The organism is Streptomyces sp. MNU76, assembly GCF_020982545.1.
In the GTDB taxonomy this organism is placed as follows: domain Bacteria; phylum Actinomycetota; class Actinomycetes; order Streptomycetales; family Streptomycetaceae; genus Streptomyces.
On sequence record NZ_JAJKLK010000001.1, the window covers coordinates 70030 to 82506 of the forward strand.

Sequence of the window (12477 nt, forward strand, 5' to 3'; positions counted from 1 at the left end):
CGGCCCCGTCCCACAGAGCCATGACTCGCCGAGGGCCGGTGTCGGGTGCCTATGGGTCGTCAGGGGCTTTGTCGTGGGCGGGTGGCCGGTTCGTTGTGGTTGCTCGCGCAGTTCCCCGCGCCCCTGGGAGGGGCCTGCGGCCCACCTGTCCCTCAGAGCAGGGACGGGGCGATCGTCGCCGAGACCTCGCGGGCCGCTCGGTCCAGGGCGCTGGCCAGGAGGGCCAGGTCCGTGGGGCCGTTGCCCAACTCCCGTACGGGGCGCCGCCTGGGCGGGTCGCCCATCCGCGTCCAGTCGAGCGGGACGACCGTCGGCCGGAGGGTGGCCGTGCGCGGAATGCGGCCCGTCACCCGTCCCGCCTGGAACGCGGTCGTACGACCCCCCTCGCCCAGCAACTCGCCGCGCCCCGGCGCCGGTTCGTCGGGACCCGGCACCGGCGCGCTCAGGACGACCCGCCCGCCGGCCGCCCGCCCCAGCTCGCTCTCGCTCTTCCGTCCGCCCCCGCCCGTCGTGGCCACGAGATGCACCCCGAGCCGCTCGCCCTCCCGGGCCACCGCCTCCAGGGCCCGGACGACCGACCCGCAGCCGGCCGCCCCGTGGAGCCCAGGGGCGGTGACAGCAGCGCGTCGAGGTCGTCGACGATCACGACGAGCCTGGGCAGCTCCGAGGCGAGGCCCTACCGGCCCCACCCCTGCCGTCCTGCTCGGTGTTCCGTCGACTCGGCCGCAGCCGTAGCGTGGAGCTGGACGACGAGTCGAGATCGGCGGCCCCGGCCTGCCCGGCCCCGCCCCCGACCCGCCCGGCCCGGAGGACCCCGACCCCGGAGCGGCCGACTTCGCCGCCCCGGACCCCGACGTCGCCGAGGTCGTCGAGGTCGCGGAGCGCTGCGGGACGATACGGCCCGACAGCTCGCGCCGCGTGTGCCACTCCACGAACCCGAGCCCGTCGAGCAGTTCGTACCGACGCTTCAGCTCGGCGATCAGTGACTGGGCGAACTCCCGCATACGGACGGGGTCGTTGGCGGTCAGATGGGTCCCCACATGGGGCAGGTCGGTACAGACGCCGAGCCCTTCCCCGACGCGGCCCGCGCCGCCACCGGTGGCGCCACCCGCGCCGCCGTCCCGCCCGTCGACGAGGACGATGCCCAGCCGGTCGGGCCGCTCGGCGGCGGCCAGCGACGCGGCGACGGCCCGCAACAGCTCCGTACGGCCGCTGCCGGCCGGCCCCTCGATGAACAGGTGTGGACCCTCGGCGACGAGGTCCACGGAGACGGGCCCGCGCGGCCCGGCGCCGAGCACGGCCCAGGCGCGCCCCCCGAGCGCCGTCGTGTCGTCGCCCGCGTCGGCCCAGCGGGCCATCAGCGACGCCGGTGTGGCCCGCGCGAGCCCCAACTCGTCCAGCAGCCGCGCCGACTGCGGCAACGGCGCCGACACCCGCGCCTGCCGGTCGCCGACCGCCCCGTCCGTCCGCAACGGCGCCAGCGCCCGCGCGAACCGCTCCGCCCACGCCGCCGAGACCGCGTCCAGCGTGGCCACCGTGCCGTGGTTCAGCAGGCCGGGCGCTTCCCGCGCGTCGAGCGAGGGGATGTCCCGGGTGCCGGGGCGCGTCCGCTCGTCGGCACCCGTGAGCGCGCTCTCCGAGAGGTCGAGGGCGGTGTGCGTGCGACTCACCACGGCGGGGTCCGCCTGTGCGGAGCCACGGGCCCGGTCGGGCCGTACGGGCTCCGTGTGGTCGGGGCGGGGGCCCGGTGAGGCGTGGGAGGCCGTACCGCGCGCGTGGTCCGCGGGCTCCCGCGACGGGAGACCGGCCGACCCCGCCCGTCCGGCCCCACCCGCCGCGTACGCCGTACCGGCCGTATTCGTCGCGCCTGTCGCGCCTGTCGCGCCCGTCGCCCCGGAACCCTTCCCCCCGGCGTACCCGGCGGAGGTGACACGCAGCAGCCGCAGCGCCGTGGCGACGTCACCGCTGAGCAGGGCGACGGCCCCGCACGCGCGGAACGCGGGGGAGACCTCGCAGGCCGCCGTGTACGTCTCGGTCACCGGTGAGGCGGGCGACGCGGACTCCGTCTCGGCGAGGCAGATGACATGGATCCCGGCGACGGGCCCCTCCTGCGCCAGCCGCACCACGGCCTCACGCACATCCGCGCCCCCGGGATCCCCGTCGACGATCACCACCGTGTACGGCCCCGCGAAGTCACCGCCCGCCGGTTCGTCCTCCCGGGCCCACGACGGCCGCCGCGCGCTCCGCCGGGCCGAGCCGCCGTCGGCCGCCCCGGTACCCCCATCGGCCGGGTCGACCGAGACCGTGGCCCAGCCTGTCGTCGTACGTCCGCCGTCGGCGCCCGGCGTGCTCCCGGGCGCGTGGCCCGCCGTGTCCGCCGCGTGGTCCTCCACGCGCCGCAGCAGTTCGTCCAGCCGGGCCGTCGTCTGCTCACGGTCGTAGGCCAGGAGAAGACGGCAGTCCTGGCCGTGCGCGGGGCGCAGGTGGGGGAGCCAGCCGAGCCAGGACCAGTCGGTGGTGCGCTCCTCGGCGGGCCGGGCGCGGTCCGCGCTGATCAGCACCAGTTCCAGGATGTCGGGGGAGTGCAGCGCGGCGAGCTGGGCCACGACCGCGCGGGTCAGCCCCATCAGCCGGGGGCGTGGTCCGGCGAGCCCCAGCGCGCCGACCTCCCGCAGCCCGGTGGTCACCGGCACGGCGGGCAGCAGACCCGATCCGTCCGGCGCGGGACGGTCCGTCGTGCCCAGCCGTACCGACAGCGCCTCCGGGTGCCCCGGCCCGCGCTCCCACAGCCGGGCGCCGGGCCCGAGCGCGGTGAGCAGCAGCGCGGCGAGGTCCGGCCAGGTCTCCGGCAGCCGCTCCCCGGCCGCCGGGAGCACCGAGGCCAGCGCCCCGCGCTCGTCCTCGTCGTACTCCGCGTCGTACTCGTACGGGTCGTACTCGGCCCCTGACTGTGCCCGCCCGCCGGTCAGCCGCCGGGCCCAGGCACCGAGCCCACCCCGTCTGCGCACCCCACGCGGCACGTCCGTGCCCCGGAGGGGCGTGCCTTTGCGGGTACCGGACCCGGGGGTCTCACCGCCGTGCCCGAGACCGCCCTCACCGGGTCCGCCCTCACCGGGTCCGTCGGCCCCGGCACCCGGCCCGCCGGGCTCACCGGTGGCGCGGGAGTCGTGGGACCGGCGGGAGGCGCCGTGGCTCCGGGCCTCACCGGCGCGCGGGTCGTCGTAGCCGTGCGGGGCGTCGGCGGCGCGGGAGCCCGCGGCACTGCCGAGGGGCTCGTGGCCGTCGCGGGGACGGACGTGGCTCTGCGCCCCGATCCCGCTCCGCCGCCCTCACCGGCACCCTCGCGCACCGGCGGCACCGGCGGCACCGGCCCTTGGCCGACGCTCGGCGCGGCCCCGGCCGGTGCCCCGGTCGTGCCGGGCCCGGTGCTCCCCGTCGTCCGCTCGATGCCGGGCACCCGCCCTGCCCCGGCACCGTCCGCCGCTCGGCACGCCCGTGCCCGGAACTCCGGCCCCCGCCGCTCCCGTACTCCCACGAGCCACGCCGCCGGCCCCGGAGCCGCCGTCGGAGCCGCTGTCACCTGCCGTCGCCGCCCCGGCCCCGCCGCGACCCGGACGTGTCCCTCGCCGTCGGGTGTCGTGCCGACCCCGCGCGCTCCCGACGACGAGGCCAGCCGGAGCGCGGACTCGCCGATGCGCAGCAACGCGCCCGGGGCCAGGCGGACCGGGCGGTCGCCGACGCGGGTGCCGTCGAGGGTGGTGCCGTTGGTGGAGCCGAGGTCGACGACGGAGACACGGCCGTCGGTGGAGAGGGTGACCGCGCAGTGCAGGCGGGAGACGTCCGGGTCGTCGAGCGGGACGTCGGCGTCGGCGGAGCGGCCGATGTGGATCTTGCCGCCGTGCAGCAGATGGACGCCGCCCGCGTCGGGGCCGGCCACCACGTGCAGCTGCGCGGCGGCCTCGTCGACCTCGGGGCCCGGCTCGGAGGGGGCGCCCAGGGAGAGCACGGCGCCGTCGATGAGAGGCGGCTCGCCGAGGGTGCACCGCTGGACGTCGAGGCGCTCGGCACCGGCGTACAGCACGACCTGTCCGCCGCCGACCTCCCGGCTGCGTTCCAGACGCTCCGCACCGCCCTCCCCGACGGCGGAGGCGAGGCCCGAGGCCACGGCGGCGAGAGCCGTCCCGGCGGGCGCCGTGACCAGCACGTCGCAGGCCGTGGCACGTCCTCGCGGCTCGGAGGGCGGTCCCAGCGGGTCTACGACGGTCAGCCGGATCTGCATCGCCGTCAGCGGTCCCTTCCGCGCGGGCACCCGCGACGACGAGGACGAGACTGCGCGGTCCCCACCGCAGACTTCCCCCACCGCTTCACGGGCACGTCGGCCAGTTCTGGAGGCATCCTCGCACCTGCCACTGACAACTCGCCCGCCGCCCGGCATCAAGTGATCTTGATTGGTCGGCTCTGCCCGCAAAAATGCCTGACCAGTGCTCGCCAGTTGATCACTTGAGATCGGTCACGTCCGCAACGCGGCCGCATTCGGGATCGGTCACGTCCGCATCCGGAACCCGACATACCCCCGCACGGCAACCAAGGCCCACGAGGGAGCGTCTTTCCACCGAACGCACACGGGTACCCGTACGTACTCGACCCACAGGGAACGGACAGAGTGGGCAGGAAGAGTCGGGAAGTGAACAGCCCGGTCCCGGGGACGGCCGCACTACAGTGGTCGGAACGTCCGCGTGAGTCCAGGGCGTGACCAGGCAAGCAAGCAACAGGGAGCGCATGACGTGCGGCCGGTAGGCAGTAAGTACCTCCTTGAGGAGCCGATTGGACGCGGCGCCACAGGCACTGTCTGGCGCGCCCGCCAGCGGGAGACCGCCGGCGCCGAGGCGGCCGTGCCGGGCCACCCCGGCGAGACCGTCGCGATCAAGGTCCTGAAGGAGGAGCTCGCGAGCGACGCGGACATCGTGATGCGGTTCCTGCGGGAGCGCTCCGTCCTGCTCCGGCTCACCCACCCGAACATCGTGCGCGTCCGGGACCTCGTCGTCGAGGGCGATCTGCTCGCCCTGGTCATGGACCTGGTCGAGGGCCCCGACCTGCATCGCTACCTCCGGGAGAGCGGCCCGCTCTCGCCGGTCGGCGCGGCCCTGATGACCGCCCAGATCGCCGACGCGCTCGCCGCCAGCCACGCCGACGGCGTCGTCCACCGCGATCTGAAGCCCGCGAACGTCCTGCTCAAGCAGGGCGGCGGCGAGATGCACCCGATGCTGACGGACTTCGGCATCGCCCGCCTCGCCGACTCCCCGGGGCTGACCCGGACCAGCGAGTTCGTCGGCACGCCCGCGTACGTCGCCCCCGAGTCCGCCGAGGGCCAGCCGCAGACCTCCGCCGTCGACATCTACGGCGCCGGCATCCTGATGTACGAACTGGTCACCGGCCGCCCGCCGTTCAACGGCCAGTCCGCGCTCGAAGTCCTGCACCAGCACCTCAGCGCCGAACCGCGCCGCCCCTCCACCGTCCCCGACCCGCTGTGGACGGTCATCGAGCGTTGTCTGCGCAAGAACCCGCGCGAGCGGCCCAGCGCCGTCAACCTCGCCCGGGCGCTGCGCATCGTCGCCGAGGGCGTGGGCGTGCACGCGAACTCCATGCAGATCGCCGCCGCCGAGGGCGTGGGCCACATCCTCGCCCCCGACCCGGCGCCCGCGCAGGTGCCGGGCTCCCCGGAGCCGTTCGGCTCGGCCGACCCGACGCAGGTGCTGCCGCACGGCGCGGGCGCGTACGGCCCGAACGCCGCGACGAGCGTCCTCCCGCACACTTCCGGGCCTGCGGGCTCGGGCGACCCCACGACCGTGCTCCCGCACACCTCCGGCGCCGACCCGACGTCCGTCATGCCGCCGGTGCCGTCGCACGACCCCGGCGGGCAGCCGCCCGAACAGCCGCACCCCTGGCAGAACCAGCTCCGCGCGGCCCGCGACCGCAACGAACAGACCCAGGTCCAGTACCTCGACCCCAGCGAGGACCCGCTGCGGCGCCGGCCCCAGCGGCAGGCGGGCCGTGGGCAGCAGCCGCAGCAGCCCCAGCAGCCGCCGCGTCGGCAGCAGCGGCCGCAGCAGGGCGGGCCCGGCCCCGGGTACGGCCACCCGCAGCAGCAACAGCCGTACGCCCCGGCGCCCGCGCGGCAGCCGCAGCCGCAGCGGCGGCAGCCGGAGCGGTACGCGCCCGCGCCGCAGCCGCAGCAGCCGGCGCCGCGGCCGCAGCGGGAGCCCCGGCCGCCGCGTCAGCGCAGCGCCAATCCGATGCGGATCCCCGGGCTCGGGTGCCTCAAGGGGTGCCTGTTCATGATCGTCCTGCTCGTCGTCGGCGGCTGGCTGATCTGGGAGTTCACGCCGCTGCAGGAGTGGGTCGGCACGGGGAAGAGCTGGTGGGGCCAGCTGTCCGACTGGGTCGGCGACGTGGGCAAGTGGATCGGCGAACTGGCCGACGGCTCCGGTTCGGGGGGCTCGGGGCAGTAGAGCGCCTGATGGCTCGGGGGTTCGGGTCCGGTTGGCGAGTGCGGCTGCGGTGGGGCGTCTCGCGCAGTTCCCCGCGCCCCTAACAGACAAAGACCAGGCCCTGCGGGCCTGAAAGGCGACGGGGGCGCGGCGGGATGAAAGGCACGGGGCGCAGCCCCTGCTTTCAGGGGCGCGGGAACTGCGCGAGAAGCCCCACCCACCCGCACCCGCCGACGCACCGATCCACCCCACCCTTCCGCGCACCCCGCCCCAAGACGGAGTCCCACGTTGGGGACTTGTCGACATCCGAGGGGTGATTTCCGCCTCGGCGGTGAACCTTGGGTCCCCGGGCGCGTAGCTTTGTCGCCAACACGCGGCCTGTAGGAGCAGTCTTGGGACGGAAGATCGGAAGCCGGTACACCGCGAACCAGATTCTGGGGCGGGGCAGCGCCGGCACGGTGTGGCTGGGTGAGGGCCCGGAGGGCCCCGTCGCCATCAAGCTGCTGCGCGAGGACCTCTCGTCCGACGAGGAACTGGTCGGACGCTTCGTCCAGGAGCGCACCGCCCTGCTGGGCCTCGACCACCCGAACGTGGTCTCCGTACGCGACCTCGTCGTCGACGGCAACGACCTCGCCCTCGTCATGGACCTCGTCCGGGGCACGGACCTGCGCACCCGCCTCGACCGGGAGCGCCGCATGGCCCCCGAGGCGGCGGTCGCGATAGTGGCCGACATCGCCGACGGTCTGGCGGCGGCGCACGCGGCCGGGGTCGTCCACCGGGACGTGAAACCGGAGAACGTGCTGCTGGACATGCAGGGCCCGCTGGGCCCCGGCGGCGCGCACCCGGCCCTCCTCACCGACTTCGGCGTCGCCAAGCTGATCGATTCCCCCCGGCGCACCCGCGCCACGAAGATCATCGGAACACCGGACTATCTCGCCCCCGAGATCGTCGAGGGCCTGCCGCCCCGCGCGGCCGTGGACATCTACGCCCTGGCGACCGTGCTGTACGAGCTGCTGGCCGGTTTCACCCCGTTCGGCGGCGGCCACCCCGGCGCCGTCCTGCGCCGCCATGTCACCGAGACCGTGGTCCCCCTCCCCGGCATCCCCGAGGAACTGTGGCAGCTCCTCGTCCAGTGCCTGGCGAAGGCCCCGGCCTCCCGCCTGCGCGCCTCGGAACTGGCGACGCGACTGCGCGAGCAGCTGCCGCTGCTCGCCGGGATGCCGCCACTGGACGTCGACGAGCCCGGGGCGGAGACGGAGGAGGCGGCCGAGGAGCAGACCGTGCCGGTGGTGCCCGGGGAGCGGGCGCGTCGAGGGGCCGTACCGCTGGTGCCCGGGGCGAAGCCGGACTCCAATCGGGACACGCACACGTCGATGAGGGTGCCCGGGCCGGACGAGCTGGCGGGCGGGGCCCGGGGGACGGCCCGGGTGCCCAGGGCCTCGGGGGCGCCCCGGCCGGGCTCGGCCCGCCGTCGGGCGATGGCCCGTCGCCGACGGATCACGCTCGGGGCCGCGGCGGTCGCGCTGGTGGTCGCAGCAGGTGTGGGCACCTGGGCGGCGACATCGGGAGGCGACTCGGGCGGCGGGTCCAAGGACACCAACAACTCCACGCCGACATCGCCGTGATGTGACGTGCACATCGCGCATCCCCCGGGTGACAGGAACACCGGCGCCCTGCGACTCGCAGCAAGGAAATGAACGACATCGCGAGCGAAACCCCCGACGAGGTCGGCGGCAGATTCCATACCCTCGGCCGGGCCGATCCCCTCATCGCCCGAGGCGCACGAGCCGGGGCCGCGCTCAAGGGCGCACTGGTCCTCGCCGCGATCGTCTCGGTGGGCTCCTGCGGTTCCGCGGAACCGCGGGGGTCCGCCCCCGGGACGGACAGCACCTCGGCGGGCTGCGAGATCCGTGACACCACCCAGCAGGTCACCGACCGCTTCTCCGCGCTGGGCAAGGTCGTCACCACCGAGTGGTGCGCGATGGACCTCGCGGGCGGCTCGTCCCGCGTCCCCGGCCCGAGCGACATCAGAATGGTCGGCTACTTCGAGACCACGGCCGAGGACATGAAGGCCGTCCTCGACGCCCCTGACAGGACCTTCGAGAAGGCCGGGCCCGAGGACATCCCTGATGCCCTCGGCGCTTCGACGTCCGAGGAAACCGAGTGGCTGACCAGCCCCGAGGTGAACGAGGAGATCACGGCCGGCCTGTACACAGCGACGTTCTGGTTCGACCGCGCTTCCAACAAGATCCTCTTCGACGCCGTCAACCCGACCGGAACCGAGGACGAGGGGGCCGTGGTCGGGGGGTGAGGGACGAGGTCACCGCCGGCTGCCGCCCCGGGCCGAGGGCGCCCCACCATGGTCGCCCGGCGGAGCCGTTAGGCTGGGGGCGTGGCAGTCGTCGATGTATCCGAAGAGCTGAAGTCCCTCTCCTCGACCATGGAGTCGATCGAGGCCGTGTTGGACCTCGACAAGCTGAGGGCAGACATCGCCGTGCTCGAGGAGCAGGCGGCCGCGCCGTCCCTGTGGGACAACCCGGACGAGGCGCAGAAGATCACCAGCAAGCTCTCCCACCTCCAGGCCGAGGTCAGGAAGGCTGAGACGCTGCGCGGTCGCATCGACGACCTCGCCGTCCTCTTCGAGATGGCCGAGGAGGAGGACGACCCGGACACCCGCGCCGAGGCCGAGTCGGAGCTGGTTCTCGTCCGCAAGGCGCTGGACGAGATGGAGGTCCGTACCCTCCTGTCCGGCGAGTACGACTCGCGTGAGGCCCTCGTCAACATCCGCGCCGAGGCCGGTGGCGTCGACGCCGCCGACTTCGCCGAGAAGCTGCAGCGGATGTACCTGCGCTGGGCGGAGCAGAAGGGCTACAAGACCGAGGTGTACGAGACCTCGTACGCGGAGGAGGCGGGCATCAAGTCCACCACCTTCGCCGTGCAGGTGCCGTACGCCTACGGCACGCTCTCCGTCGAGCAGGGCACCCACCGGCTCGTCCGCATCTCGCCCTTCGACAACCAGGGCCGGCGTCAGACCTCCTTCGCCGGTGTCGAGGTGCTGCCCGTGGTCGAGCAGACCGACCACATCGAGATCGACGAGTCCGAGCTGCGCGTCGACGTCTACCGGTCCTCCGGGCCCGGCGGCCAGGGCGTCAACACCACAGACTCGGCGGTGCGGTTGACCCACCTCCCCACCGGCATCGTCGTCTCCTGCCAGAACGAGCGGTCGCAGATCCAGAACAAGGCCACCGCCATGAACGTGCTCCAGGCGAAGCTGCTGGAGCGGCAGCGCCAGGAGGAGCGGGCCAAGATGGACGCCCTCAAGGACGGCGGCAGTTCCTGGGGCAACCAGATGCGTTCGTACGTCCTGCACCCGTACCAGATGGTCAAGGACCTCCGCACCGAGTACGAAGTCGGTAACCCCGAGGCCGTGTTCAACGGCGAGATCGAGGGGTTCCTGGAGGCCGGAATTCGCTGGCGCAAGCAGCAGGAGAAGTAGGGCCCCGGAATTCAGCGCTTTGTCGACAAGGCAACTGCCCTCCGCCGGAGGGTAGTTGCCTTGTCTGTGTGGGGATGTCTGGGTCTTACGTCACACTCACATGTTGGTGGCGAGGTCAAAAGCGGTGAACGGGACATCGCGTACGCAACGACCTTGACGTTACTGGGAAAACTGGGAAGGTTGGCGTATGGCATGCGCATTACTGGGGCGCATGTGAACCGGGGGACTTCGACCCAACCGACTGCTCCCGTTGATCGCGGCCCCGGGCGCTGCTCCATTTACTGATAGCTACTGGGGGTAGCAGCCATATGACGAAGAAGACGCGGATCCGCGTGGCGCGCATAGCCGCGGGTGCCGTGATCGCCGCCGGTGCGTCGCTGACCGCCGCGGGCGCCGCTTCCGCGCTGGACCTCGGAGTCGGCGTCGGTGTCAGCACCGACGACGGCGGTTCCATCGGGGCCGGCGTCTCGGTCCAGACCGGCAACGACACCGAGGGCAACACCAACGTGGGCGCGACCACCGGTGAGACCACCGGTGAGACCACGACCGGTGAGACCACCGGTGAGACCACGACCGGTGAGACCACCGGCGAGACCACCAGCACCGGCAGCGTCAGCACGACGGGCACGGTCGGTACGACGGGTACCACGGGCGGCGACACCGGCACCACGGGCACCACCGGCACGACCGGTACCACCGGCTCCAGCTCGAACGGGACGTCCAACGGCACCTCCGGCGGTTCCACCTCCAACGGAACCTCCAACGGAACGTCCAACGGCACCTCGGGCGGTTCCACCTCCAACGGAACCACCGGCGGCTCCACCGACGGCGGCTCCACCTCCGGCGGTTCCTCCGACGGTGGCACCGACGGCGGTTCCTCCACCACCGGCGGTTCCTCCGACGGCGGCTCCACCTCCGGTGGGACCGACACCGACGGCGGCAACGACGAGTCCGTGCAGCAGGAGGGCTCCTCGGCCCTCACCGACACCGGCTCGGAGGCCGAGGCCCAGGGCGTCGGCACCGGCGAGCTGGCCGAGACGGGTGCCGCCGAGACCACGTTCCTGCTGGTCGGCGCCGCCACGATGATCGTCGGCGGTATCGGCTTCCGTCTGCTGCCGCGCCTGATGGCCGGCCGCGGCGCGGCCGCCTGATCCCAGAGGATCGGGCACAGCACCGCACACGTACGACGAGGGCCCGGGGCAGCCAGCCCCGGGCCCTCGTCGTTCTCGTCGTCCGTCCCGTCCGTCCCGCGTACGCCGCGTGTCGGCGAGGCGCCCCTATGCCGTCTGGTGCGCCAGCAGGGCCACAGCCGCTATGAGGATCGCCAGCAGGGCGATCAGTGTCATGGGGCTCAGGCTCGCGAAGGGGTTCTCCTGCTGGAGTCGCTCGCGGCTGGCCCGGCACACATGGCAGCGGCCCTCGGCGACGGGGGACGCGCAGTTCGCGCACACCAACCGGTCGTACGTCATGCGCCTCGCCCTCCTTGCAATGGCCTCACACATACCTCAACGCTTCGCGCAGCCGGACCGTTCCTCTACACCACTGTGCCAGGTTCCGCCGGAGGTTGCGCGGGGGCCTCGGAAAGGGGTGGGTGCGGTTGTCGGAGGGCTGCGGGTCGGTGGGGGCTGGTCGGTGGGGGCTGGTCGCGCAGTTCCCCGCGCCCCTTTGTTCGGGCTGCGCCCTCACCGGGGCGCGGCCCCGCACCGGGCTGCGCCCTCACCGGGAACACGGCGCGGTACAGTCTCGTCCATCCATCCCCGACGGCTTGTGGTGCATCCGTGATCCGATTCGACAACGTGTCCAAGGTCTACCCCAAGCAGACCCGCCCCGCACTCAGGGATGTCTCCCTGGAGGTGGAGAAGGGCGAGTTCGTCTTCCTGGTCGGCTCCTCCGGCTCCGGAAAGTCCACGTTCCTGCGGCTGATCCTCCGGGAGGAGCGGTGCAGCCAGGGACAGGTGCACGTCCTGGGCAAGGATCTCGCGCGGCTGTCCAACTGGAAGGTGCCGCAGATGCGGCGCCAGTTGGGGACGGTCTTCCAGGACTTCCGGCTGCTGCCCAACAAGACGGTCGGCGAGAACGTCGCCTTCGCGCAGGAGGTCATCGGCAAGTCGCGCGGCGAGATCCGCAAGTCCGTGCCGCAGGTGCTGGAACTGGTCGGCCTCGGCGGCAAGGAGGAGCGAATGCCGGGCGAGCTGTCGGGTGGTGAGCAGCAGCGGGTGGCCATCGCGCGGGCCTTCGTGAACCGGCCCAAGCTCCTCATCGCGGACGAGCCCACCGGCAACCTCGACCCGCAGACCTCCGTCGGCATCATGAAGCTGCTCGACCGGATCAACCGGACGGGCACCACCGTGGTGATGGCGACCCACGACCAGAACATCGTGGACCAGATGCGCAAGCGCGTCATCGAGCTGGAGAAGGGCCGCCTCGTCCGCGACCAGGCACGCGGCGTCTACGGCTACCAGCACTGACCGCCCCCGCCCCCGTCCACGAAAG

The 12477-nt window shown here is 73.4% G+C and carries 8 protein-coding genes and 1 pseudogene; 6 read left to right on the forward strand and 3 right to left on the reverse strand.

What is annotated here, in order from left to right:
• Nucleotides 1-152: 152 nt before the first annotated feature.
• Together E4N62_RS49170 and E4N62_RS49175 are read right to left on the reverse strand one after the other, a co-directional pair.
• Nucleotides 153-1562 (reverse strand): annotated as a pseudogene (locus tag E4N62_RS49170) (FtsK/SpoIIIE domain-containing protein); the annotation flags it as partial.
• Between the two features lie 1403 nt (nucleotides 1563-2965).
• The gene (locus E4N62_RS49175) at nucleotides 2966-4309 is read right to left on the reverse strand and encodes an FHA domain-containing protein (RefSeq protein ID WP_374116889.1); all 1344 of its coding nucleotides are present in this window, start codon (nucleotides 4307-4309) and stop codon (nucleotides 2966-2968) included.
• 475 nt (nucleotides 4310-4784) lie between these two features.
• On the opposite strand from E4N62_RS49175, the gene E4N62_RS00255 reads away from it, so the two are divergent.
• From E4N62_RS00255 to E4N62_RS00275, 5 genes are all read left to right on the forward strand, one after another.
• Nucleotides 4785-6509: a serine/threonine-protein kinase gene (locus E4N62_RS00255; RefSeq protein WP_230211404.1), complete on the forward strand. Its 1725-nt coding sequence runs from the start codon at nucleotides 4785-4787 to the stop codon at nucleotides 6507-6509.
• 371 nt (nucleotides 6510-6880) lie between these two features.
• Complete coding sequence (locus E4N62_RS00260; RefSeq protein WP_184893409.1) at nucleotides 6881-8113, forward strand: serine/threonine-protein kinase; 1233 nt, start codon at nucleotides 6881-6883, stop codon at nucleotides 8111-8113.
• Between the two features lie 68 nt (nucleotides 8114-8181).
• Nucleotides 8182-8799 (forward strand): hypothetical protein, encoded by a 618-nt coding sequence (locus E4N62_RS00265; protein WP_230211405.1) that lies wholly within the window; start codon nucleotides 8182-8184, stop codon nucleotides 8797-8799.
• Nucleotides 8800-8880: 81 nt separating this feature from the next.
• Complete coding sequence (prfB, locus tag E4N62_RS00270; protein WP_230211406.1) at nucleotides 8881-9984, forward strand: peptide chain release factor 2; 1104 nt, start codon at nucleotides 8881-8883, stop codon at nucleotides 9982-9984.
• A 308-nt stretch (nucleotides 9985-10292) separates the two neighbouring features.
• Nucleotides 10293-11135 carry a hypothetical protein gene (locus E4N62_RS00275; protein ID WP_230211407.1) on the forward strand — a complete coding sequence of 281 codons (843 nt, stop codon included), beginning with the start codon at nucleotides 10293-10295 and terminating at the stop codon, nucleotides 11133-11135.
• Between the two features lie 126 nt (nucleotides 11136-11261).
• Here E4N62_RS00275 and E4N62_RS00280 read toward each other — a convergent pair whose 3' ends face one another.
• A complete protein-coding gene (locus E4N62_RS00280; protein ID WP_005486830.1) occupies nucleotides 11262-11453 on the reverse strand; it encodes a hypothetical protein in 192 nt (63 codons plus the stop codon).
• A gap of 309 nt (nucleotides 11454-11762) precedes the next feature.
• Between E4N62_RS00280 and ftsE the strand changes: the two genes are divergently transcribed.
• A complete protein-coding gene (ftsE, locus tag E4N62_RS00285; protein ID WP_009320785.1) occupies nucleotides 11763-12452 on the forward strand; it encodes a cell division ATP-binding protein FtsE in 690 nt (229 codons plus the stop codon).
• The last annotated feature ends 25 nt before the right edge of the window (nucleotides 12453-12477 follow it).

What these genes read in the sequence shown, in the direction of transcription:
- E4N62_RS00265 (WP_230211405.1), top strand. Translation starts at nt 8,182, where the DNA reads ATGAACGACATCGCGAGCGAAACCCCCGACGAGGTCGGCGGCAGATTC.
- E4N62_RS00275 (WP_230211407.1), top strand. Translation starts at nt 10,293, where the DNA reads ATGACGAAGAAGACGCGGATCCGCGTGGCGCGCATAGCCGCGGGTGCC.
- E4N62_RS00280 (WP_005486830.1), bottom strand. Translation starts at nt 11,453, where the DNA reads ATGACGTACGACCGGTTGGTGTGCGCGAACTGCGCGTCCCCCGTCGCC.